This window comes from Nonomuraea sp. NPDC050022 (genome assembly GCF_044460705.1).
In the GTDB taxonomy this organism is placed as follows: domain Bacteria; phylum Actinomycetota; class Actinomycetes; order Streptosporangiales; family Streptosporangiaceae; genus Nonomuraea.
In genome coordinates this window covers 546,348-569,026 of record NZ_JBITKE010000003.1, presented here as the reverse complement: position 1 = coordinate 569,026, position 22,679 = coordinate 546,348, and the positions used below count along the sequence as shown (strand labels likewise).

Here is a 22,679-nt window from a genome sequence, read left to right as displayed (position 1 = left end):
CGGATCGCAGGATCTGCACCAAACCCCCAGGAGGCATCCGTGAGCTCTGAGTTCAGCCGCCGTGATTTCCTGCGCTACAGCGGGGCCACGGGTGCGGCGGCGTTCATCGCCACCACCCTCTCCGCCTGCTCGGGTGGCCCGGCCTCGACCGGCTCGGTCGGCGCCGGATCCAACAAGGACCTGATCACCGCCGTCATCGGCTATGGCAACGACCAGAGCTGGGATCCGACGCAGACGGCCTCGGCCTTCGCGATGGCCGGCATCCAGCACGTCTACGAGGGCCTGCTCGACACCGACCCGATCACCCGCGAGCCGTTCCCGGCGCTGGCGACCGCGCTGCCGACGGATCTGAACGCCACCTCGTGGAAGTTCACCCTCCGCGACGGCGCGAAGTGGCACGACGGCCAGCCGGTGACCGCCGACGACGTGGTCTTCACCTTCCAGCGCATCCTCGACCCGGAAGCCAACGTGCTGACCGGCAACTTCTTCAAGTCCTGGCTCCAGGAAGTGAAGAAGATCGATGACAAGAACGTCGAGCTGGTCTTCAAGTTCGCCTTCCCCGACGCGGCGCCCAGGCTGACCATCGCCAAGATCATGCCCAAGCACGTCTTCAGCCAGCCGGGCGCCTGGGACCAGGCCAAGACCGGCAAGGCCGTCGGCTCGGGGCCGTACAAGCAGACCGCGCACAACCCCAAGAGCAACACCACCTTCGAGGCGTTCGCCGACTACAACGGGCCGCGCCCGGCGACCGTCAAGAAGATGAACTGGCTGACGATCGTGGACGCGGCGGCCCGCGTCGCGAAGATCTCCGGCGGCTCGGCCGAGGCGCAGATCGCCGACAACATCCCGTACGCCAACGTCGAGCAGCTCAAGCAGCAGGGGCTGAGCGTTGAGGGCGGGGCGGGGATGAACCACATGTTCCTGATGTTCAACACTGGGACCAAGCCGTTCGACGACGTCCGCGTACGCCAGGCGCTGCACTACGCCATCGACAAGAAGAAGCTGATCGACGTGGCCCTCAAGGGGCACGGCACCGCCTCCAGCTCCTTCCTCAACGAGGGCCACCCCGACCACAAGCGGGCCTCGGTCGTCTACGACTACGACCAGGAGAAGGCCAAGGCGCTGCTCAAAGAGGCGGGCGTGACCAACCTGACGGTCAACCTGATGGCCGTCAACGTGAGCTGGATCGCCGACTGCCTGCCGACCATCGCCGCCTCCTGGGAGGCGATCGGCGTCAAGACGACGCTGGAGCCGCAGGACACGGCCGCGCTGTTCGCCAAGATGGACCAGTTCCAGGACTACCAGGTGGTCGCGGCGGCCTCGAACCCCAACCAGTTCGGCATGGACGCCGACCTGATCATGCGCTACAACTTCGTGGCCGGCGGCCTGTGGATGAAGTACAGCCACTGGGGTGACAGCAAGGACGCCAAGACCCTGTTCAGTCAGATGGACGAGGCCACCAAAGAGCCCGACAAGGCGGCCAAGACCGCGAAGGTTCAGAAATATCTGGATCTCATCGCCGAGCAGGCGGTCCTCTACCCCGTCGTCCACACCGAGCTGATGACCGCCTGGGACCCGAAGAAGCTGACCGGGATCCGCGCGCAGGCATACCCGGGCATCAACGTCCTCCAGGCCAAGCGCACCTGAGCCCATGGCCTTCATCGTCAGAATGCTCCTCCGGCGGATCCTCGTCCTGGTCCCGCTGGTGCTCGGGGTCGCCGCGTTCGTGTTCATCGTGATGCGCTTCTCCAACAGCAAGCCGGAGTACGCCTATTTCCAGGGCGCGAACCCGACCCCCGAGCAGATCCACCAGTTCCAGGTCGAGAACGGCCTGCTCGACCCGCTGCCGCTGCGCTACCTGCGCTTCGTCGGCGACCTGGTCCGCGGCGACCTGGGCACCAGCGTGCTCACCAAGAAGCCGGTGCTCGAATCGGTCACGACCGCGCTGCCGCTGACGCTCCAGCTCACGCTTCTCGGCCTGCTCGTCGCGGTCGTGCTGGCGCTGATCTTCGGCGTCACCGGGGCGTTGTTCCGTGACCGCTGGCCCGACCAGGTGATCCGCATCGTGTCCCTGGTCGGGGTGGCGGCCCCGGCCTTCTGGCTGGCGCTGCTGATGATCCAGTGGCTCGCGGTGGGGGAGGGGCTGTTCCCGACCGGCGGCTACATCAACCCCGCCGACTCGACGAGTGGCTGGCTGCGCTCGATGACGCTGCCCGCGCTGTCGCTGTCGCTGCCGGTCGCGGCCCAGCTCACCAGGATCATCCGCACCTCGATGGTGGAGGAGCTCGACCGCGACTACGTACGCACCGCGATCGGCAGCGGGCTGCCGCCGATCGTGGTGGTGGGCCGCAACGTGCTGCGCAACGCGCTGATCAACCCGCTGACCGTGCTCGGCCTGCGCATCGGCTACCTGATCGGCGGCGCGGTGGTCATCGAGCAGATCTACGGCCTGCCGGGCATGGGCCAGCTCATGATCAACGCGGTGCGCGACGGCGACCCCGCCGTCGTGCAGGGCGTCGTGCTGACCGTCGCGGTCGGCTTCATGGTCGTCAACCTGCTGGTCGACGTCCTGTACCTGCTGGTCAACCCCAGGCTCAGGAGCGCCACCTGATGAGACGTGGACTGACCGAACGCCTCGCCAAGCCGGGCGTCAACCTCAGACGGCTACGGCCGCTGTCGTGGATCGCCGTCGGCGTCGTCGCCGTGATCGTGCTGGCCGCGCTGCTCGCGCCGGTGATCGCGCCGCACTCGCCGTACTTCCAGGAGATCGCCGGCGGCGGCCCGTCCGCGAGCCACTGGATGGGACTCGACAGCGCCAACCGCGACATCCTGTCCAGGCTCCTGTACGGCGCGCGCTGGTCGTTGCTCATCGGCCTCGGCGCGACCGTCCTGGCCCTGGTCGTGGGGGCCGTCATCGGCGCCGCCGCGGCCACCTCGCGCCGGGCCGTCGACGAGACGATCATGCGCCTGCTCGACGTGATCATGGCCTTCCCCGGCATCGCGCTGGCCGCGGTGCTGGTGGCGGTGTTCGGCGGCAGCATCCCGGTGCTGGTGATGGCGATGGCCTTCCTCTACATGCCCTCGGTGGCGCGCGTCGTACGGGCCAACGTGATCGCCCAGTACGGCGAGGACTACGTCGCGGCCGAGCGGATCATCGGCGCCCGCACCCCGCACATCCTGATCCGGCACATCGCCATCAACTGCGCGGCGCCGGTGCTGGTGTTCTGCACGGTGATGGTGGCCGACGTGATCGTGTTCGAGGCGTCGCTGTCGTTCATCGGCGCCGGAGTACGCCCGCCGAACCCGTCGTGGGGCAGCGTCATCGCCGACGGCAAGAACATGGTGCTCCTCGGCGGCTGGTGGGCCACGGTCTTCCCCGGTCTGCTCATCCTGATCACCGTGCTGGCCCTGAACATCCTCTCCGAGGGCATCTCCGACGCCTGGGCCGCGCCCGCCACCCGCAAGGCCGCCATCAAGAAGGACGACGCGTTCGAGGCGGCCCGGCCGGGCTCGGGCGAGGTCGTCGAGCTGCCGGGTCTGGCCGAGGCCGCCCGCAGACTGGCCGAACGGGCCCGTCCCCTGCCCTCGGGCCCGCCGATCCTCGCGGTGGAGCGGCTGCGCATCGGCTTCGCCGAGGGCGTGGACATCGTCGACGGCATCGCCTTCGAGGTACGTCCGGGCGAGGTCCTCGGACTGGTCGGCGAGTCCGGCTGCGGCAAGTCGCTGACCGCGCTGACCATCATGGGCCTGCAGCCCCGCGACGCCCGCGTCAGCGGCCACGTACGCTTCGACCAGCAAGAGCTCCTGTCGCTCCCGCGCCGCGCCCGCCGCCGCCTGCTCGGTCACGAGATGGCGATGATCTACCAGGACGCGCTCTCCTCGCTGAACCCGGCCATGACCATCAAGGCCCAGCTCAAGCAGGTCACCCGTCGTGGTGGCCGCCGGACACCGGCCGAACTGCTCGAACTGGTCGGCCTGGACGCCCGCCGTACCCTGTCCTCCTACCCGCACGAGCTGTCCGGCGGACAGCGGCAGCGGGTGCTGATCGCGATGGCGCTGTCGCGCGAGCCCAAGCTGATCGTCGCCGACGAGCCCACCACCGCGCTCGACGTGACCGTCCAGGCGCAGGTCATCGAGCTGCTGCTGGAACTGCGCGCGGAGCTCGGGTTCGCGCTGATCCTCGTCTCGCACGACCTCGCGCTGATCGCCGACGTCACCGACCGCGTCGTGGTCATGTACGGCGGGCAGATCGTGGAGACCGGCGCCACGGCGACGCTGGTCGGCGCGCCCGCCCACCACTACGCGCGCGGGCTGCTCGGCTCGGTGCTGTCGCTGGAGTCGGGGGCCGAACGGCTGACGCAGATCCCCGGCGTGGTGCCCGCGGCGGCGGACTTCCCGGCCGGCTGCCGCTTCGCCGACCGGTGCCCGATGGCCACGGACGTGTGCCGTACCGACACTCCGGCGCTGGAGGGGGACACCCAGCGGCACGCCGTGGCGTGTCACCATCCCGCTGTCGTCCTCGTGGGGAGTGATCAGCATGCTTGAGCTGAAGGATGTGCACGTCGTGCACAAGGCCCGCTCGGGCGGGGTGTTCTCGCGGGACCGCGTCTACGCGCTGACCGAGGCGAACCTCTCGGTCAGCCCCGGCGAGACCGTCGGCGTCGTGGGGGAGTCGGGCTGCGGCAAGTCCACGCTGGCCAAGGTGCTGGTGGGCCTGCAACGGCCGACCTCGGGCACCGTGACCTTCCGCGGCAAGGACCTGTGGGCGCTCAAGGAGGCGGAGCGGCGGGGGCTGATCGGATCCAGCGTCGGGATGATATTTCAGGACCCGTCCACGGCGCTCAACCGGCGGCTGCCCGTCAGCAAGGTGCTCCGCGACCCGCTCAACGTGCACGGGCGCGGCACCCCGACCGAGCGGGACGCCCGGGTCCGCGAGCTGCTCGATCTGGTCGGCCTGCCCGCCGGCGCGGCCGATCTGCTGCCCGGCCAGCTGTCCGGCGGGCAGCGGCAGCGCGTGGCCATCGCCAGGGCGCTGGCCCTCGAACCCGACCTGCTCATCGCCGACGAACCGACCAGTGCCCTTGACGTCTCGGTACGGGCGCAGATACTCAACCTGCTGCTCGATCTGAAGGAGCGGCTCGGGCTGGCGCTGGTGTTCGTCTCGCACGACATCCAGACGGTCCGGCGGATGAGCGACCGGGTGGTGACCATGTACCTGGGCAGGATCGTCGAGCAGACGCCCGCGCACGCCGTACCCCTGAACGCCCGGCACCCCTACACGCGGGCGCTGTTCTCCGCCACGCCGGGACTGATCTCCCCGATCAACCCGATCCCGCTGGTCGGCGCCGTGCCTTCGGCCACCAGGCCGCCGAGCGGCTGCCCGTTCCGCACCCGATGCTGGCGGGCGGACGAGGAGTGCGGCGCGGCCTGGCCCGCGGCGCGCAGCGACGCCGACCACCTCTTCCACTGCTACCACCCGGTGGCGGCGGGAGCCACCGACCTCGAACTGATCCAGGAGCGCCCATGACATTGACCGGTGTGATCCCCCCGGTGTGCACCCCGATGACCGCAGACGGCCAGGTGGACGCCGCGTCGCTGATCCGGCTGGTGGACCACCTGCTCGACGGCGGGGTGGACGGGCTGTTCGTGCTCGGGTCGTCGTCGGAGGTGGCCTACCTGCCCGACGCCCAGCGCCGGGTGGTGCTCGACACCGTGGTCGGTCATGTGGGCGGACGTGTGCCGGTGCTTGCGGGGGTGATCGACATGACGACGCCGCGGGTGCTCGAACACGTGCGTGTCGCCGTCGAGGCCGGGGTGTCGGGACTGGTGGCGACGGCGCCGTTCTACACGCGCACCCATCCCACCGAGATCCGCACCCATTTCCGGACCATCAGCGCCGAGAGCGGCTTGCCGGTCTACGCCTATGACCTGCCGGTCGCCGTGCACACCAAGCTGACCGCCGAGCTGCTGCTGGGGCTGGCCGCCGAAGGGGTGCTGGCCGGAGTCAAGGATTCGAGCGGGGACGACGGCGGACTCCGGCAGGTGATCCTGGGCCGCGAGGCGCCGTTCAGCGTGCTGACCGGCTCCGAGGTGACGGTGGACTCCGCCCTGTGGATGGGCGCCGACGGGGTGGTGCCCGGCTTGGGCAACGTCGATCCCCACGGGTACGTCCGGCTCTACCAGGCGGCCCGGCGGGGCGACTGGGAGGCGGCCCGGTTGGAGCAGGAGCGGCTGGTACGGCTGTTCGAGATCGTCACGGTCGGCGGCGGCCGGATGGGCGGCAGCTCGTCGGGGCTCGGCGCCTTCAAGGCCGCGCTGCACCTGCGCGGCGTCATCGACCACCCGGCCACCGCGCTGCCGCAGGTCCCGCTGAACGACGAGGAGACCGGCCGCATCGGCAAGCACCTGGCGGCCGCGGGTCTGCTGTAGCAGCGGGGCAGGTACTACGGCTTGCATCAGCGGACAATCGTACGACAATCGGTGTCCCGCATCCTGTGCTGGTGACTACTGACAACGCCCCTGCCATCTGGGAGATGGTGGTCGTCCACCGCGTGTTCCGCCGCGAGTTCAGGCTGGCCCCCGAGCTGATCCGGCAGGTGGCCCCCGGCGACACCGAGCGGGCCGCCACGCTGGCCGCGTACCTGGGCGAGATCCTGGCGGGTCTGCACCACCACCACGAGGCCGAGGACAAGCTGCTCTGGCCGGTGCTCCTGCGCCGCGTACGGCTGGAAGGCGCCCTCATCCGCACGATGGAGGAGCAGCACGAGCGCGTCGCCGACCACATCTCCGTGCTGGAGGAGCTGCTGCCCGCCTGGCGGGCCGAGGCCGACGCCGACCGGAGGGACCGGCTGGCCGACACGCTGACGCTGCTCCACGACGAGCTGCTCGTCCACCTCGACCAGGAGGAGGAGCGCATCCTGCCGCTCGTCGCCGCGCACCTGACCAAGGCCGAATGGGACACGCTCTCGGAGTACGCCCGCGCCCAGCTGCCCAAGGACCGGCTGCTGGTCAACCTGGGCGCGCTGCTGGAGGACGCCACGCCTTGGGAGCGCGAGGCCTTTCTCCGCCTGATGCCGATGGCCGCCCGCGTCCTGTGGAGACTGATCGGCCAGCGGCAATACCGGCGCGAATGCCAGAAAGTCCGGCTTAGAACTTTTGGTGTGATGCACGCGTCAAAAAGCCCATGAAGACGTTCAGGATCGCCGCCCTCGTGAGCGGGTTGCTGCTGGTCGGCGGTGCCGCGCCCGCGCTGGCCCAGGAGACCGCACAGCAGGCCGGGGCCCCGGGGCGCTGCTCGGCGCCGCAGCTTCAGGTGCGGCTGGGCAGGGTGGATGCCGGGGCGGGCAACCGCAACGCGCCGCTGGTGTTCACCAACCGGTCGCGGGCCGCGTGCACCCTGCAGGGCTATCCGGGGCTGGTGATGTTCGACAAGCAGGGTGACGCCCTGCGGACCCGCGTCCGCCGGACACCGGGAGCGCGGCCGAAGGTGACGCTCAAGCCTGGCGGCAGCGCCCGCGCCGTCCTCCACTGGACGGTCGTGGAGACCGGCACCGAGACCGCCTGCCCGGGTGCGGCCCGGCTCATGGTCATCCCGCCGGACGAGCGTGCGCACACGGAGATCGCGTTCGCTGTCGACCGCGTGTGCGACCAGGGCCGGCTCGACGTCACACCGATCAAGTGACCGACTGGCGGCCCTGATGGCATGCCGGTCAGGTGTCCGACCGGCGCAGGCGCGGCCGTGCCGGGGTGGGGTGGCTAGCGGCTGACCCCGTCGGCGGGCTGCTGGAGCAGGTTCAGGTCGGCCCGGCTGGGCAGGCTCTCCCAGTCGCCCTGCGAGGTCACCGCGAAGGCCCCCGCCGCGCACGCCGTGCGCAGCCGCTGGTCGGCGTCCCCGCCGGCCAGCCAGTCGGCCAGCCACCCGGCCGCGAACGCGTCCCCGGCGCCGACCGGGTCCACCTCCGTCACCTGGTACGGCTGAGCCCGCCGTACGGAGCCGCCCGAGAACTCCAGGGCCCCCTCGGCACCGGACTTCACCAGCACGTGGCCGGGACCGAGCGAGCTGAGCGCCTTGGCCAGGTCGGCGCCCCCTTCGACGTCGGTGACCAGCCGGCCTTCCGCCTCGGTCGCGAACAGCACGTCCACGTCGCCGATCGTCTCGCGCAGCCAGGCACCGGCCTCCTCGGGCGTCCACAGCGCCCGGCGGTAGTTGATGTCCAGCGACACGAACACCCCGGCGGCGCGGGCCACGGCGATCGACCGCTGTACGGTCTCGCGGGCCGACGCCGACAGAGCCGGGGTGATCGCGGAGACGTGCAGCACCCGGGCGGCCTGGATGAGCGCGGGGTCGACGTCTTCGGGCGTGATCCGGGAGGCGGCGCTCCTCGCGCGGTAGTAGCGGACGTCGACGAGGTCGGCCGTCCGCCGGCCCTTGATCATCAGACCGGTCGGCGCCTCCGGATCCGTGACGACCCTGACGTCGACGCCCTCGCCCTGGAGCGTGAAGCGGATCAGCTCGCCGAACTCGTCGGCCCCGACCCGGCTGATCCAGGTGGCGCTGTGCCCCAGGCGGCTGACGCCGATGGCCACGTTCGACTCGGCGCCGCCGACACCCAGGTCGAAGTCGCGGGCGAAGCGCAGCGGACCGGTGCGCCGGGCCGCGAACAGCGCCATGGTCTCACCGAAGGTCACCAGATCGGTCATCGAGTCGAGCTCCCAGCCATTCGAAGATGCGTGGTGCCGTCGCGGGGACGTTCGGCCGCCCCACAGGCTACCCGCTGGCAACTGTAGTTGGATTTCTCTGGCTCGATCTGTTGCGACGGATGGTAATCGTGCGGTAATTTTCTGTCACAGCCGTGTGCCTGACTGGCGCTCGGTCCCCGCCCCCGTTGGTGTCCGCATCAACGGGAAAGCGTCCGGCGGGGCGGTGGCCCAAGAGGCGCACTTCCTCCAGGAGCGCGCAGTCAGGCCCCGACAACGCGGTTCTCAAACCACGGTCCGCCCGGCTTGCCGGACGGACGCGGCTTCGGCTTTTACCGGATCACTGTCCGGCCCCGGCCGGGTGCGATGAGACTACGCCGATGTCCGCTTTACCTAGGTAAACACAGGGAACCGAAGACGCTACCCGCCGACCAGGAGCGGCATCACGCTGGCGCCGGTGAAGTGCCGGGCCAGCCAAGCGCTCGGCTAGCCCGGCGCCCGGGCTAGCCGAAGATCTGACGCTCGCGCCGGGTGTAGCCCGGCCTCGTGGCGGCCGCCAGCAGACGAAGCGGCCGGCCCGCCCTCGTGAGCAGGCGCGCGGCCTCCTCGGGCGTGGCGTGGCGGAGCAGCCACGGAGTGGTGAAGGCCAGTTCGCGGAGGGTGGCCCGCCTGGCGACCTGCCGCTCCACCCGTACATAGGCGTCGAACGGCACGAACCGGAACACGATCGGGAACAACTCGGACTCCTCCTCAGAGAGGTGCTCCTCGAGCGGCTCCAGCAACTCGCCCAGCTCCCGGCCGAGCGCGCCCGGGTCGCCGCTCAGCGCGGCGCGGCAGCGCTCCAGCAGCGGGCCGAACGCCTGGTGGCCGGTGGTGTAGGCGGTCAGGTCGACGGACTGGCCCGCCGCGCGCTCGATGGCCGGCCACAGCAGTTCGCGCTCGTTGGCGTGGTGGTGGTCGACCTGGGTCAGCAGCGAGGCCGTGTAGCCGCGCACCGCCCTGCCCTTGGCCGCGCCGAGCTCGGCGGGCCCGGTCAGCAGCTCGGCGAGCCGCCGCAGGTCGGTCAGCATGGCGCGGTGGACGACGTACATCGAGGTGAGGTCGGCCATCGAGGTGAGGTCCGGCATCGAGATGGGGCCGGGCCGCAAGATGGGGTTGGTCCGGGTCGCGTCGTCTTCGCGGGCGGAGGCCGCCCGCCGGGCCGCCGGGCCGTTCGTCCGCCGGGCCGGCGCGGCGCCTGAGCGGCGGGTCGCCGCGTCGTGCGCCGCCCAGTCGCGCAGCCGGGGCCAGGCGCGGAAGAGCGCGGCGCTGGCCGGGGCGACCCGGTCGTCGCTGATCGCCACCAGCTTGCCCACCTCGGTCGTGACGGGCTCGACCCGGACGCTGAGCCGTACCAGCAGGCCGGCGGCGACCAGGCGGGTCAGCACGCTCCCCTCCTCGCCGTCGTCCTTGACCTCCTCGCCGTCCAGCAGGCGCAGCAGCAGGCCGGGCAGCTCGCCCTGCTGCGCCGGGGTGAGTGAGGAGTACACCTCCTCGGCCACCTCGCCGAGCGAGCGCGGGCCGGTCAGCCCGGCGGGCGGGCGCAGCTCGGCAGGACCGCGCGCCGGCAGCTCCATGGCGGAGGGGCGGTCGGCCGGGTTCTTCGCCAGGGCGCGCCCCACCAGGTCACGCAGCCGCGGCGGCAGCTCGCCGAGGTCCGGGTCGACGGTCAGCAGCCGGTGCATGATCGCGCCGAGGCTCTCGCCCTCGAACGGGTCGCGGCCGGTGGCCGCGTAGAGCACGACCGCGCCCCAGGCGAACACGTCGGCCGCCGTCCCGGCCCGCTGCCCGGTGAGCACCTCGGGCGCCAGGTAGGTGTGCCGCCTGCCGACCGGATCGCCGGCCGCCACGCCGTAGTCGATCACTCGCGGGCCGTCGGGGGCCAGCAGCACGTTCTCGGGTTTCAGGTCGCGGTGGGTGATGCCCGCCTCGTGCAGCGTCCTGAGCGCGGTCGCCAGGGCGAGCGCGAGCGCGAACAGCTCGTCACCCGCGTACGGCCCGTGGACGGCCACCGCCTGCCGCAGATCGGGCCCGTCGGCGAACTCGCTGACGATGTAGGGGCTCTCGCTGTCGAGCCCGACACCGACCACCCGGGCCAGATGGCGCGGCTTGATCAGGCCGACGGCCTCGGCGAGCTGCCTGGTGACCTCGCCCCGAGGCACCTTGATCGCGAACCGGCGGCCTTCGTCGTTGTAGGCGTCGTAGACCACCCCGCGCCCGCCCGCGCCAAGCCGCCCGGCCAGCCAGTAGCCGCCAAGTCTCTCGGGGTCACCGGGCACCAAGCGCATCGTCACTGCTGCTTAGATGCACGAAATCGTGATTTGGTTGCAAGACGTCACAGGTCCCCCGCGCGCCCCGGAGGACCCGTGCGTCATGATCATTATGTCAGGCTTTCCGATCTTGGCCGCCATTCGGTCCGCAGCACCGACATGGTGATGGCATCATGCCACTCGCCGTCCCAGAGCAGCGCGTCACGTTGCACGCCCTCCTCGACGAATCCCACCTTCTTGTAGACGTGCCTGGCGCGGTCGTTGAAGGCGAAGACCTCCAGGCCGATCCGGTGCAGCGGGGTCGTCGTGAAGGCATGGCCGAGCAGCAGGTCGATGGCCTCCGTGCCGTAGCCCTTGCCGAACGCGCGAGCGCCGATCAGCGCGATCCGCATGCTGCAGGCGAGGTTGCCCGCGTCGAGCTCGTTGAGCACGATCTCGCCCACGAAGCGGCCTTCCGCGAGGATCGCCAGGTCGAGGCGGTCGGCGTGCTGGCTCCTCGTCGCGTACCAGTGGCGGCTGGCCTCCCGGTCGAACTCGCCGTGCGAGCCGGTCAGCCGCCGCACCTCGGGGTCGGTGACCAGCTCGAACAGGTCGTCGGCGTACTCGGGGCCGACCGGGCGCAGGGTCACTCGATCGCCCTGGAGTGTGGGCTTGTCAGCGAACATCCCCCCTCACTATCAAGCCTGCTCAGCAGGGGCAAACCCGACCCGGCCATGACCGCTGGTTTGTTTTTCGACATGGGGATAGAGGTTCATCTTGTCAAGGAGGTAAAAAACATGACCATCGCCGGAAGCATCATCCTCATCATGCTGGGTGCGATTCTCACCTGGGCCGTCGAATTCGATCTTGCCGGTATCGACATCAACGTGGTCGGCGTCATCCTCATGCTCGGTGGTGTGGCCGGCCTGCTGTTCGGGATCTACCGGATCAGCGTGACCCGCAGGGCCGTGGCCCCCATCGACGAGCCGGTAGTCCGTCACGACGTCTACGAGGAGCCCCAGGCTCGCCGGAGCACCGTGTACGAGGAACGTCGCCGCTATGACGAGCCCCCCTTGTAGATCCGCCGGCCGTAAGAAGGTCAGCCGGTGGGCCGGCTGACCTCCCAACCCCTCTCACAGCACCCGCTTGACCGCCTCGGCTATCGCGTGGCGGTCTATGCGGGCGTCTGCCAGCTGTTCCTGCGGCGTCGCCGACCCGGGCAGCTCCCGTACCGCCAGCTTCACCACGCGCGGCCCGAGCTCGCTGACGGCGTCCTGCACGGCGTCACCCAGCCCGCCCTCCGGCCGGTGGTCCTCCACCGTGATGAGGGTGCCGGTGGTGGTGGCCGCCTCCATCAGCGCGGCCGTGTCGATCGGCTTGATCGAGTACATGTCGAGCACGCCCACGGGGATCCCCTCGCGGCTCAGCTCGTCGGCCGCCGCGAGCGCTTCGTGCACGGTGATCCCGGCCGCCACGATCGTGGCCCGATCCGCCGCCGACTGCCGCAGCACGGACGAGCCGCCCACGGGGAAGCGCTCGCCCGGCTCGTAGATCACCGGCAGGTCGCCACGGGTGGTACGCAGGTACGACACCCCTGAGATGTCGGCCATCGCGGCCGTCAGCGCGGCGGCCTGGTTGGCGTCGCACGGGTAGAGCACCGTGCTGCCGTACACCGCGCGCATCATGGCCAGATCCTCCAGCCCCATCTGCGACGGGCCGTCCTCGCCGATGGACACGCCGGAGTGCGAGCCGACCAGCCTGATCGACGCGTGGCTCACCCCGGCCATCCTGATGAAGTCGTACGCCCTGGTCAGGAAGGCCGCGAAGGTGGCGGCGTAGGGGATCCAGCCGCGCACCTGCAGGCCGATCGCCATCGCGACGAGCTGCTGCTCGGCGATGTAGCACTCGATGAAGCGCTCGGGGAACTCCTTGGCGAAGTCCTCGGTCCTGGTCGAGTCGGCCACCTCGCCGTCGACGACGACCACCTCGCCACGGGCCGCGCCCAGCGCGACCAGCGCCGCGCCGAACCCGTCCCTGGTGGCGACCTCATCGCCGGTCTTGTACGCGGGCAGCGCCAGGTCCCCGTTGTGGAAGCGGAACGGCTCACCGTTGGGCTCGGGCGGCCGCACCTCGACTCGCACGTCCCGCACGCCGCCCAGCTCGCCGATGGCCTTGTCCGGGTCCTTGAGCGCCTTGCCGTGGGCGCCCTCGCGGTTCTCCACCTCCAGGACGCCCTCGCCCTTGCGCGTCTTGGCGAGGATCACGGTCGGCCGCCGGCGGGTGTTGCAGGCGTCGTTCAGCGCGAAGTCGATCTGTCCTGGGTCGTGCCCGTCGATCTCGATCGTGTGCCAGCCGAACGCCCCGAACCTGCGGGCGTACGCGCCGGTGTCCCAGCCATGCCGGGTCGGGCCGCGCTGGCCAAGCCGGTTGATGTCCACGAGCAACGTCAGGTTCGCCAGCCCCTCGGCACCCGCCTGCTCGGCGGCCTCCCAAATGGACCCCTCGGCCAGCTCGCTGTCACCGCAGAGCACCCACACCTGGTACGGCAGGCGCTCCAGCCGCCCGGCCGTCGCCACCCCCACCCCGATGGGCAACCCCTGCCCGAGCGAGCCGGTGGCGACGTCCACCCAGGGCAGCTTGGGCGTCGGATGGCCCTCCATACGGCTGCCGCGCTTCCTGAACGACAGCAGCTCCTCGTCGGTGATCGCGCCCACGGCCTTGTACAGCGAGTAGAGCAGCGGGGAGGCGTGACCCTTGGAGAAGATGAGATGGTCGTTGGCGGGGTTGCCGGGATTCTGGAAGTCGTAGCGCAAATGACAGGCGAACAGCACCGCCATCAGGTCGGCCGCCGACATCGACGACGTCGGATGGCCGGAGCCGGCGGCGGCCGAAGCGCGTACGGAGTCCACACGCAACTGCGCGGCGAGTTCGGACAGGAAATGCAGATCGCGATCAGGCATCAGGTCCCTCCTCGTGGTTGCCCCGCCGCCTACCCCATCGGGCTGCCTTAACGCCCCGGTCTGCCGCCCCGGCCGAGGACCGCGAGCCTCAACGCCCCGGTCTGCCGCCCCGGCCGAGGACCGCGAGGCCGGTCGCCGTCGCGGCGGCGGCCAGGGTGAGGAGCACCGCGCGCCGGTGCTGCGACAGCCAGAGCTGCGGGCTGCGGGCGTGCGAGCGCTTGTCGAAGCTGCCGTGCGCGCCGTAGTCGCGGTCGTCGTCCACGGGCTGCCAGAGGTTGGCCGCGCCGCTGGGCGGCTTCTCGTCCGTCACTTGGGAGTCCACGCCGGTCCGCGCCAGGTAGCGGTCCACCAGGGCGGGCGCGATCCGCTGCGCGAGCAGGGTGGCCGCGGTCGTGGCGCCGACCCAGTACTCCTTGCGCTCTGGATGCTCGGCGGCGTACACGATGCCGTGGGCCGCGACCTCGGGTTGGTAGATCGGCGGCACCGGCTGCGGGTGGCGGCGCAGCTTGCTGAGCACCCAGTCGAACTGGGGTGTGTTGACCGCCGGCAGCTGCACCATGGTGATCTTGACGTTGCTGCGGGCCGCCAGGAGCTCGACCCGTACCGACTCGGTGAAGCCCTTGATCGCGTGCTTGGCCCCGCAGTACGCCGACTGCAGCGGGATCCCCCGATACGACAGGGCCGAGCCGGTCTGGACGATGACGCCCCTGTTGCGGGGCCGCATCAGATCGAGCGCCACCCGCGTGCCCCAGACGTAGCCGAGGTAGGTGACCCTGGTCGTCCGCTCGAACTCCTCCGGGGAGACGTCGGAGAACCTGGCGAACACCGAGGAGAACGCCACGTTGATCCACACGTCGATCGGGCCGATCTCCGCCTCGATGCGCTCGGCCGCCTGACGTACCTGGTCGTACTCGGCCACGTCCGCCTCATAGACCTGCCCGCTCCCGCCCGCGACGGCGACGTCCACGGCAGCGGCGCCCAGGCCGGTCGTCCCGCGGGCGATCAGCGCCACCTTGGCGCCTTTCGCCCCGAGTTCGCGCACCACGGCGCGGCCCACGCCGCCGCTCGCGCCCGTCACCACGACCACGCGGCCACGCAGGTCGTCGGTGATTTCCGTCTTGGTGGTCAGATTCTCGGCACTCTGTGGCGCCATGAAGGTCAACCCGCCTCTCCTGATCTACCGCGGTGCTGCCGCCGGACGGCCAGCACCATGTCAATGACCGTGGCGATCGCCGCCACGACCGCGATGCCCGTCATCACCGGGGCCCTGGCGATGACGCCGAGCACGGCGAACGCGAACAGGAACATCAAGATGAAGGAGCCCACCCTGATGTGCGCCACATCGCGCGGTGTCGCGGGGACCATCGCGTGGGATCGCTCATCCCGGCTCTCTTCCCAACCGTTGTTCTCAGGCATATGGGCCACCTGCCCCTGCCGTTTGCCGCGTAACGTCGCGGGTAGCCGCGCTGGCGTGCCTGAACTACGGCCGAGTGACCAGAACGAGCCGGGGATCGCGCGCCGCCGGCGCGGTCGCGGGTTCAGCTACCACCGGCCCGGCGGCGGCGCGGTGCGCGACGCCGGGACGCTGAGCCGGATCAGGGCGCTGGCCATCCCGCCGGCGTGGACCGACGTGTGGATCTGCGCCTCGCCGGACGGGCACCTCCAGGCGGTCGGTACCGACGCCGCCGGGCGCAGGCAGTACCGCTACCACGACGACTGGCGCGAGCAGCAGGACCGGGAGAAGTTCGACCGGGTGCTGGAGCTGGCCGAGCGACTGCCGGCCTTCCGCGAGAGCGTCGAGAAGCAGCTCTCCGGGCGCGGGCTGACCAGGCAGCGGGTGCTCGCCGCCGCCGCGCGGCTGCTCGACGTGGGCTTCTTCCGGGTCGGCGGCGAGAGCTATGACTCCTACGGCCTGGCGACGCTCAAGATGGAGCACGTGTCCTGCGGCAAGGGCGTGATCACCTGCTCGTACCCCGCCAAGGGCGACATCGCCCGCGAGATCGAGGTGGCCGACCCGGGGGCGTGCGCGGTGATCAGATCGCTCAAGAGGCTCAGGGCCGAGGGCGAGCTGCTGCGTTACCGGCACAACGGCGGCTGGGCCGACGTACGCAGCGAGGACATCAACGACTACCTGCGCGAGACGATCGGCTACGAGGTGACCGCGAAGGACTTCCGCACCTGGCACGCGACCGTGCTGGCCGCCGTGGGGCTGGCGGTCTCCATCCACGCCGGGACCGGCAAACGGGCGATCACGCGGGTGATGAAGGAGGTGGCCGAGTATCTAGGCAACACCCCCACGGTCGCTCGCGAATCCTACGTCGACCCGCGGGTGATCAAGGCGTACGACCGGGGCAAGACGATCGCGGGAGCGCTGACCGAGCTCGGCGCCGACGCCGGCTTCGGCCAGCTGGCCACGCGTGGCCCGGTGGAACGGGCGGTCATCGGCCTGGTACGCGCCGTTTGAGCGGTTTCCCGCTGGGCATGCGGCGTCTGGAGAAGGAGGAAGTTGCGATGGAAGCTCCGCAGTACGTCGCGGCCAGGGTCCAGCGGGCGCTGGCCGAGGATGCGCGCACGCACGAGCTCGGCATCCGGGTCGACATCAGAGGCGATCAGCTGTTCCTGCGCGGCCAGGTGGACGGCGCCGAACAGCGCGAACGGCTCGGGGCGGTGGCCCACGAGACGGCGCCGGCCCTCCACCTGCACAACGAGATCAAGATCGTGGAAATCATCGAGCCCGGAGAGGATGAGCACCTTGACTGACCTGCGTATAGCGGCCGTGGGGGATGTTCACCTGGGCGAGGACAGCCGGGGCCACTACCGGAAACATCTGGAGGGCATCGAGGAGCGCGCCGACGTGCTGATGCTGGCGGGCGACCTGACCCGCCACGGCACGCTGGCGGAGGGCCGGGTGGTCGCCGACGAGTTCCGCGACCTGCCCGTCACCGTCGTCGCCGTGCTCGGCAACCACGACTACCACTCCGACCAGCAGTACGAGATCGCTTCGGAGCTCCGCGACGCCGGGGTGACGGTGCTCGACGACGACGGCGCCGTGCTCCAGTGCGGCGAGACGAAGCTGGGCGTGGTCGGCGGCAAGGGCTTCGGCGGCGGGTTCGCGGGCAAGAGCGCGAGCGAGTTCGGCGAGCGGGAGATCAAGAACTTCGTGGCGCACACCCGGCACATCGCCGAGGCGTGGAAGGTGGCGCTGAAGGAGGTTCAGGCCGATCATCGCCTGGTGCTGTCGCACTACTCGCCGATCAAGGAGACGCTGGAGGGCGAGCCGCCCGAGATCTACCCGTTTCTCGGTAGCTACCTGCTGGCCGAGGCGGTCGACACCGCCGGGGCGGACCTTTTCGTGCACGGGCACGCGCACAAGGGCACCGAGAAGGGCATGACACCGGGCGGGATCAGGGTCCGCAACGTGGCCCTGCCGGTGCTCGGCAGGGCGTACGGGGTCTACTGCCTCGACGACTGCGACTGACCGATCGACTGATCACAGGATGCGGGCGGCGACGATGCAGACGTCGTCGTCCGAGGCCCGGCCGCCCAGGTGCGACAGCACGCAGTCGATCATCTTCTCCGGGTCGTCGCCGACGCACTGGCTCCCGGCCTGGGCGAGGGCGGCGATCCCGGCGTCGAGGTCCTGGCTTCTCCGTTCGATGACGCCGTCGGTGTAGAGCACCAGGGTGTCGTCGGCCTCCAGCCGCGTGGTGGCCAGGCCGTACTGGGCGGCCTCGAAGGCGCCCAGCATGGTGCCGGGCACGCCTTCGAGCAGCTCGGCGCGGCCGTCCCTGACCAGGACCGGCGGCGGATGGCCGGCGTTCGTCCAGGTCAGCGTGCGGTCCATGGGGTCGAAGTGGCCGATGATCGCGGTGCCGGTGACGGTCACACCCTCGTTGGAGTGGACGAGCAGGTCGTTCAGCCAGGTAGTGAGCTGGTTGGCGGGCGCGTGCGTGTAGGCCAGGCCGGCCAGCGCCGAGCGCATCTGCAGCATGAGGCTCGCCGCCGCCAGACCGTGGCCCATCGCGTCGCCGATCGCCAGCAGCACCCTGCCGTCGGGGATGGGATGGGCCTTGAACCAGTCGCCGCCCAGCCGGGCCAGCTCCTCACCGGGCAGGTAGCGCACCCCGATGGACAGGCCGGGCAGCTGCATCAGCCCCCGGCGTACCGGCAGGATCGTGTTCTGGAGCTGGACGGTGACGCGGTGCTCCTCCTCGGCCCGCTCCCGCTGCCGGGAGGCCTGCGCGTGGGCCACGGCCAGGGCCCGCTCCCTGCGGCGGTTCTTGGTCACGTCCTGGACGAGGAAGCGCACCTTGACGGGCAGCCCGTCGGTGTCGAGCACCGGCTCGCTGACCACGCTGAGATGCCGCAGCCCGTGCCGGTGATGGATGCGGAACTCCGTCTCGACCGCCTCGCTGTGCTCCAGGAGGGTGCGCAACTGGTCGTCCACGATGGACAGGTCCTCGGGCACCACCACGAGGGGCAGTTCCTCCAGGGGCATCGGGCCCTCGCCGTGTTCCCTGCCGAACATCTCGTACATCTGCGGCGTCCACAGCGTCCGCTCGGTGGCCAGGTTCCATTCGCCCCAGCCCAGCTCGGCCAGCCGCTGCGCCCGCTCCCAGCCGGCGACCAGCACTTCCTCATCGTCCAGCGCGCGCCAGGTGACCAGCAGCCCGTTGTCCATACGCACCGCGCGGACGGTCATCGTGGCCGGCCAGAGCAGGTGGTCCCGCGCCTCGACGAACTCCAGCGGCCCCCGGTGCAGCGTCTCACCGGTCTCCAGGACCTGCAGGAGGTCGTCGAACAGCCCCGAGTTTGCCGCGCCGGGGCTGGTCTCGATGAGGCGGCGCCCGCGCAGCTCCTCGGGCGTCCGACCGGCCGGCTCGCCGGCCTGCTGGTTGGCGGCGGCGATCAGGAAGTCCACGACGCGGCCCGTGGCATCGCGCACGGGGGTGAGGAAACAGGCCGGGACGTGCACGCTTTCGAGGACTCCGGTGACCCAGCCGGGCAGCTTCGGTGGCTCGACGGGCTTGTCGGGCGGCCGATCGACCCCCATGGCGACCTCGACGAGCGAGATCCCACTGTCGTGCGCCATCCGTGACAGCTCGTCGGCCGCTTCCGCGGGCCTGATGTTCAGCCGTATCGCCAGCCGGGCGGTGGCCTCGTCGACGATCGCCTCGTTACGCATCCGGCGACGCAGCCGCGTCAGCAGCTCGCGAATCCCGGCGGCCGCCGCGCCACAGTCGTAGCGGCCGCCGAACGGCGGGTAATTGCTCACATCCTTCCCATTCCCTACCAGAGGGCGAGAAAGAGGTGCATACGTTGCGATATTTCAGCAAAGAGTGGACAGTCCACTGAGCCGGACTCGGAGACCGGCCCAGTGGAGGGGACGGTGTGACGGGGCGTCAAGCCCCTTACACATTGAAGATGCTGACACCGCCGGGACCCACCAGGAAGCCGAGTACGATGAGTACGATTCCCCAGAGAAGGTCGCGCCGGGCCAGGATCACATAGATCCCGGAGATGACGAGTATGACGGCGATGATCCAGAGCAAAGTAGCCATGAACCGCCTCTGCCCTCAGCCATCGGCCTTTAACATGCTTTTCTCCGAACCACCAGGTAGAAAGGTGTATGAGCCATTTTCTTGGCCTGCGAAGGGGCTCGTTAATCGGTCGCCTTGATGAGCTTGGCGTAGCCCAACTGGAGCCAGTCCGCGACGGCCACCGCGGTCATCGTCGCACCCGCCAGCCGGGTGAACCGGGGCGCGAAGACCATCCCGGCCGCGTACACCGTCGCCGCCCACTGGGCGATGCAGAACGGGCAGCCGAGCAGTTCGCCGATCGTGTTGCGGGGCGTCTCCTGTAGTTCGGCGGGCCCGCTCACGCCCTCGTAGCGGGTGAAGGGCGCCCGTATCGGGCTGGTCACCGGATCCTTGGCGATCAGCCGCGCCACCTTGTGCGTGCAGGCGGCCATCAGCGCCACGTCCATGAACCCGACGCGCTCGGGCGGCCGCCGCCCGGTGAGCGCGGCGGCCGCCACCGCCGTCGCCACCGCGCCGCCGTAGACGGCCATGATCCGTGCGTACGTGCCGAGTGGCCGGTCGTGCTCGCCTTCGTAGTCCCGTTCTGTCTGCTCCAGGAAGTCGGTCATAGGGGCAGGCGCTACCCTCGGCCTCCCGCTCTACTCCGCCGGTCGGGGTAACGCCTACTTGTCGATCGTCCGGGTAGCCCGATCCCATGGGCAGCCATAGTCATGCGGTCACTGATGCCATCCTCGACACACTCAAGCGCGCGAGTTCCGGATTGAAGGACGCGGGGGTGAAATTCGCCCTGGCGGGCGGCTGTGCGGCCTATGCCAGAGGTGCGGCTCCTTCGCTGCACGACGTCGATTTCGTACTGACCGAGCATGACGTGCCGGCCGCGTTGGAGGCTCTGCGGGGGATCGGCTTCAAGACCGCCAAACCGCCGGAGGACTGGCTGGTCAAGGCATTCGACGAGGACCGGCTGGTCGATCTGATCTTCCGGGTGTCCGACCAGGCGATCACTGACGAGCTCCTCGACCGGGCCGAGCCGATGACGGCGTCGGCGGTCATCGTGCCCGTGCTGGAGGCGACCGACCTGGTGATCTCGTGGCTGTTGCCGCTGTCGGAGCACGCCTGCGACTACGGGGCGCTGCTGCCCCAGGTGCGGGCCCTGCGCGAGCAGGTCGACTGGCCCCGGGCGGCCGCCGTGGTCGCCGGATCGCCGTACGCCACGACGTTCATCACGCTGCTCGAACGCCTGGGCGTGCTGGAAGCGCCGGTGAAGGCGAACGGAGACCCGCACTGGCCGTGACCATATGCCGCACTGGCGGTCGTGAGACGGCGAGAGCCGCGCCCGGGGTCGGGCGCGGCTCTCGTCTTGTGCGCGGAGCTTAGTGCGGGAAGCGGCCGTAGTAGTCACCCAGCCGCGTCCTGTACTCGGGCTCCTTGAAGCTGCCCTCGTCGAACTCGGGCGCGTCCTTGATCTCGGCCTTGGTACGCGAGACGTAGACGTTGCGCTCCTGCGGGTCGATACGTGTGACGACCTTGGCAGGGAGCATCACCTTCTTGCCGAAGATCCACGGACCGGTGTCGACGATGATGTAGCTCTCGCCGACCTCGTACGTGGCCTCATCGACGGACCCGATTTTCCCGTCCGTCGCCTGGACGTGGTAACCCACGAGGTCCAGACTCTGGCCGCGATTGTAGACGTCAGGCTGATAGTCCCAGAGCTCCATGGCTCATCCTCTCTCCGTCTTTCGTCTTTTCTCGGGCAGGCCCTCCGCTACCCCGTCTATGGCCGCTAAACACCGCGCTCTCGTATAGCGGCTGTCAATGAGCCGTCAAGGCGGCCGGGCGACCCTCCTCATGACGAAGGGGGCGAATCACATGAAGAATCGGCTGTACGAACTCGACGGGCATCGTGTTCAACAGGATCGGCGGCGCGGTCGACAAGTACGTTCTGCTCTTCGTGCTCATCGCGGTGATGGGCGCGGCGGCCTACGCCGTGCACCGCTTCGTCGAACGGCCGCTGGCCCCCGCGCTCAAGCGTCTGATGGCACCCCGGCGGCAGCCCACCAAGCTGGCCAGCAGTTTCGGAATGGCCAGCTAGCGGATAACATCCGCGTCACAGATGAGGCGAAAGGGGACAGGTGACTCTCGGGTCCGAGTGGGCGCCTCCCGGCGTGGACAGCACCACGCCGAGCGTCGCGCGGGTGCACGACGCCCTCCTGGGCGGCACCGAGAACTTCGCCGCCGACCGGGCCATCGCCCGCCGCCTGAAAGAGGCGGTGCCCGAGGTGGTGAACCTCGTCTGGTGCGACCGCGCCTTCGTCGGCCGGGTCGTCGACTTCTTCGTCCGTGAGGCCGGGATCCGGCAGATCATCGACCTGGGGTCCGGGCTGCCCACGATCGAGAACACCCACGAGGTCGCCCAGTTCGCCGACCCCTCCGTGCGGGTCGTGTACGTCGACTCCGACCCCATGGTCGAGCCGCACGCGCGGGCGATCCTGAACGGGAACGAGAACGCGCTGGCGATCACCGAGGACGCCAGGGACGCGGCGGCCGTGCTGCGGCATCCGAGGCTGACGCGGCTCATCGACCTCTCGCAGCCCGTCGGGCTGATGGCGATCGGGCTGCTGCACCTGTTCCCCGACAGGGACGATCCGCACGGGCTGGTCAAGCGATACATGGACGCGCTGGCGCCGGGGAGCTACCTGGCGGCATCCAACATGCTGGCCTCGGTCAGCCCGCAGGCCCAGGCGCTGGAAGCCATGCTGCACGCGACGATGGGGACGGGCTACTTCCGGTCGCGGGAAGAGGTCGAGCGCTTCTTCGACGGGCTGGTGCTGGAGGAGCCCGGGGTGGTGCACTTCCCGGAGTGGCGGCCGGACGAGCGGTTGCCGGGGCCGTTGGCCACGTGGGAGGCGCTCCTGCTGGGCGGCGTGGCCCGCAAACCCGCCTCAGCTGTCCGGAAGCCTGGCTGACGTCCGTGCGCTGGCCTCCGACGTCCGGGAACCTGGCTGACGTCCGTGCGCTGGCCTCCGACGTCCGGGAACCTGGCTGAATCGTGGCGGATTGTCGGCGCTAGAGTGGGCGTCGTGCCGCGTCGACTGATCTGTTCCCCTCCGCCCGCCGAGTAGCGGGCGGCTTTTCCCGATTTTTCCGGATCTGACCAGATCTGGGGGTGGCTGCTGCCCGCGCGCCGGGCCCACTTC

Annotated in this window: 24 protein-coding genes; 14 read left to right on the top strand and 10 right to left on the bottom strand. The window is 70.2% G+C overall.

Features of this window, described 5'->3' with window-relative positions:
- Nucleotides 1-39: 39 nt before the first annotated feature.
- From ACIBO2_RS14045 to ACIBO2_RS14015, 7 genes are all read left to right on the top strand, one after another.
- Complete coding sequence (locus ACIBO2_RS14045) at nucleotides 40-1,647, top strand: ABC transporter substrate-binding protein (RefSeq protein WP_397297227.1); 1,608 nt, start codon at nucleotides 40-42, stop codon at nucleotides 1,645-1,647.
- 22 nt (nucleotides 1,648-1,669) lie between these two features.
- The gene (locus ACIBO2_RS14040) at nucleotides 1,670-2,611 is read left to right on the top strand and encodes an ABC transporter permease (RefSeq protein WP_397297225.1); all 942 of its coding nucleotides are present in this window, start codon (nucleotides 1,670-1,672) and stop codon (nucleotides 2,609-2,611) included.
- Nucleotides 2,611-4,545, top strand: coding sequence for a dipeptide/oligopeptide/nickel ABC transporter permease/ATP-binding protein (locus ACIBO2_RS14035; protein ID WP_358539916.1), 1,935 nt, complete (start codon nucleotides 2,611-2,613; stop codon nucleotides 4,543-4,545). Before ACIBO2_RS14040 ends, ACIBO2_RS14035 begins: the two co-directional genes overlap by 1 nt.
- Nucleotides 4,538-5,527: an ABC transporter ATP-binding protein gene (locus ACIBO2_RS14030; RefSeq protein WP_358539919.1), complete on the top strand. Its 990-nt coding sequence runs from the start codon at nucleotides 4,538-4,540 to the stop codon at nucleotides 5,525-5,527. Before ACIBO2_RS14035 ends, ACIBO2_RS14030 begins: the two co-directional genes overlap by 8 nt.
- A complete protein-coding gene (locus tag ACIBO2_RS14025) occupies nucleotides 5,524-6,429 on the top strand; it encodes a dihydrodipicolinate synthase family protein (protein WP_358539922.1) in 906 nt (301 codons plus the stop codon). The genes ACIBO2_RS14030 and ACIBO2_RS14025 overlap by 4 nt, the downstream gene beginning before the upstream one ends.
- Before the next feature lie 71 nt (nucleotides 6,430-6,500).
- The gene (locus tag ACIBO2_RS14020; protein ID WP_358539925.1) at nucleotides 6,501-7,187 is read left to right on the top strand and encodes a hemerythrin domain-containing protein; all 687 of its coding nucleotides are present in this window, start codon (nucleotides 6,501-6,503) and stop codon (nucleotides 7,185-7,187) included.
- Nucleotides 7,184-7,681, top strand: a complete 498-nt coding sequence (locus ACIBO2_RS14015) for a DUF4232 domain-containing protein (RefSeq protein WP_357643893.1) — start codon at nucleotides 7,184-7,186, stop codon at nucleotides 7,679-7,681. The genes ACIBO2_RS14020 and ACIBO2_RS14015 overlap by 4 nt, the downstream gene beginning before the upstream one ends.
- Before the next feature lie 74 nt (nucleotides 7,682-7,755).
- On the opposite strand, the gene ACIBO2_RS14010 is transcribed toward ACIBO2_RS14015, so the two are convergent.
- The 3 genes from ACIBO2_RS14010 to ACIBO2_RS14000 all read right to left on the bottom strand — a co-directional run bounded on the left by ACIBO2_RS14010 (nucleotide 7,756) and on the right by ACIBO2_RS14000 (nucleotide 11,671).
- Nucleotides 7,756-8,700: a sugar kinase gene (locus tag ACIBO2_RS14010; RefSeq protein ID WP_397297221.1), complete on the bottom strand. Its 945-nt coding sequence runs from the start codon at nucleotides 8,698-8,700 to the stop codon at nucleotides 7,756-7,758.
- Between the two features lie 500 nt (nucleotides 8,701-9,200).
- Nucleotides 9,201-11,024: a hemerythrin domain-containing protein gene (locus tag ACIBO2_RS14005; protein ID WP_358540345.1), complete on the bottom strand. Its 1,824-nt coding sequence runs from the start codon at nucleotides 11,022-11,024 to the stop codon at nucleotides 9,201-9,203.
- Between the two features lie 92 nt (nucleotides 11,025-11,116).
- Nucleotides 11,117-11,671 carry a GNAT family protein gene (locus tag ACIBO2_RS14000; RefSeq protein ID WP_358539931.1) on the bottom strand — a complete coding sequence of 185 codons (555 nt, stop codon included), beginning with the start codon at nucleotides 11,669-11,671 and terminating at the stop codon, nucleotides 11,117-11,119.
- A gap of 111 nt (nucleotides 11,672-11,782) precedes the next feature.
- Between ACIBO2_RS14000 and ACIBO2_RS13995 the strand changes: the two genes are divergently transcribed.
- On the top strand, nucleotides 11,783-12,064 hold the full coding sequence (locus tag ACIBO2_RS13995; protein WP_358539934.1) for a hypothetical protein: 282 nt from the start codon (nucleotides 11,783-11,785) through the stop codon (nucleotides 12,062-12,064).
- A 54-nt stretch (nucleotides 12,065-12,118) separates the two neighbouring features.
- On the opposite strand, the gene ACIBO2_RS13990 is transcribed toward ACIBO2_RS13995, so the two are convergent.
- The 3 genes from ACIBO2_RS13990 to ACIBO2_RS13980 form a co-directional block, all read right to left on the bottom strand.
- Nucleotides 12,119-13,945 carry a transketolase gene (locus ACIBO2_RS13990; protein WP_397297218.1) on the bottom strand — a complete coding sequence of 609 codons (1,827 nt, stop codon included), beginning with the start codon at nucleotides 13,943-13,945 and terminating at the stop codon, nucleotides 12,119-12,121.
- A gap of 88 nt (nucleotides 13,946-14,033) precedes the next feature.
- Complete coding sequence (locus ACIBO2_RS13985; RefSeq protein WP_358539940.1) at nucleotides 14,034-15,098, bottom strand: SDR family oxidoreductase; 1,065 nt, start codon at nucleotides 15,096-15,098, stop codon at nucleotides 14,034-14,036.
- A gap of 5 nt (nucleotides 15,099-15,103) precedes the next feature.
- Complete coding sequence (locus tag ACIBO2_RS13980; protein WP_358539943.1) at nucleotides 15,104-15,361, bottom strand: hypothetical protein; 258 nt, start codon at nucleotides 15,359-15,361, stop codon at nucleotides 15,104-15,106.
- A 55-nt stretch (nucleotides 15,362-15,416) separates the two neighbouring features.
- Here ACIBO2_RS13980 and ACIBO2_RS13975 point away from each other — a divergent pair, with 55 nt between their 5' ends.
- Genes ACIBO2_RS13975 through ACIBO2_RS13965 form a run of 3 tightly spaced genes read left to right on the top strand, consistent with a single transcriptional unit; the run spans nucleotide 15,417 to nucleotide 17,423 of the window.
- Nucleotides 15,417-16,409, top strand: coding sequence for a DNA topoisomerase IB (locus ACIBO2_RS13975; RefSeq protein ID WP_358539945.1), 993 nt, complete (start codon nucleotides 15,417-15,419; stop codon nucleotides 16,407-16,409).
- A gap of 47 nt (nucleotides 16,410-16,456) precedes the next feature.
- Nucleotides 16,457-16,705 carry a BON domain-containing protein gene (locus tag ACIBO2_RS13970; protein WP_357950676.1) on the top strand — a complete coding sequence of 83 codons (249 nt, stop codon included), beginning with the start codon at nucleotides 16,457-16,459 and terminating at the stop codon, nucleotides 16,703-16,705.
- A complete protein-coding gene (locus tag ACIBO2_RS13965; RefSeq protein WP_357950678.1) occupies nucleotides 16,698-17,423 on the top strand; it encodes a metallophosphoesterase in 726 nt (241 codons plus the stop codon). Before ACIBO2_RS13970 ends, ACIBO2_RS13965 begins: the two co-directional genes overlap by 8 nt.
- A gap of 12 nt (nucleotides 17,424-17,435) precedes the next feature.
- On the opposite strand, the gene ACIBO2_RS13960 is transcribed toward ACIBO2_RS13965, so the two are convergent.
- The 3 genes from ACIBO2_RS13960 to ACIBO2_RS13950 form a co-directional block, all read right to left on the bottom strand.
- Entirely contained in the window at nucleotides 17,436-19,220 is a 1,785-nt protein-coding gene (locus tag ACIBO2_RS13960; protein ID WP_397297214.1) for a SpoIIE family protein phosphatase, read from the bottom strand.
- 136 nt (nucleotides 19,221-19,356) lie between these two features.
- Nucleotides 19,357-19,506, bottom strand: coding sequence for a GPGG-motif small membrane protein (locus tag ACIBO2_RS13955; protein ID WP_165959640.1), 150 nt, complete (start codon nucleotides 19,504-19,506; stop codon nucleotides 19,357-19,359).
- A gap of 101 nt (nucleotides 19,507-19,607) precedes the next feature.
- The gene (locus ACIBO2_RS13950) at nucleotides 19,608-20,093 is read right to left on the bottom strand and encodes a DUF1360 domain-containing protein (RefSeq protein ID WP_358539954.1); all 486 of its coding nucleotides are present in this window, start codon (nucleotides 20,091-20,093) and stop codon (nucleotides 19,608-19,610) included.
- Nucleotides 20,094-20,179: 86 nt separating this feature from the next.
- Here ACIBO2_RS13950 and ACIBO2_RS13945 point away from each other — a divergent pair, with 86 nt between their 5' ends.
- Nucleotides 20,180-20,776, top strand: coding sequence for a nucleotidyltransferase (locus tag ACIBO2_RS13945; RefSeq protein WP_358539957.1), 597 nt, complete (start codon nucleotides 20,180-20,182; stop codon nucleotides 20,774-20,776).
- A gap of 79 nt (nucleotides 20,777-20,855) precedes the next feature.
- On the opposite strand, the gene ACIBO2_RS13940 is transcribed toward ACIBO2_RS13945, so the two are convergent.
- Nucleotides 20,856-21,200, bottom strand: coding sequence for a PRC-barrel domain containing protein (locus ACIBO2_RS13940; RefSeq protein ID WP_225291879.1), 345 nt, complete (start codon nucleotides 21,198-21,200; stop codon nucleotides 20,856-20,858).
- A 185-nt stretch (nucleotides 21,201-21,385) separates the two neighbouring features.
- Here ACIBO2_RS13940 and ACIBO2_RS13935 point away from each other — a divergent pair, with 185 nt between their 5' ends.
- Nucleotides 21,386-21,574 carry a hypothetical protein gene (locus ACIBO2_RS13935; RefSeq protein WP_397297211.1) on the top strand — a complete coding sequence of 63 codons (189 nt, stop codon included), beginning with the start codon at nucleotides 21,386-21,388 and terminating at the stop codon, nucleotides 21,572-21,574.
- Between the two features lie 40 nt (nucleotides 21,575-21,614).
- On the top strand, nucleotides 21,615-22,448 hold the full coding sequence (locus tag ACIBO2_RS13930) for an SAM-dependent methyltransferase (protein WP_397297210.1): 834 nt from the start codon (nucleotides 21,615-21,617) through the stop codon (nucleotides 22,446-22,448).
- The last annotated feature ends 231 nt before the right edge of the window (nucleotides 22,449-22,679 follow it).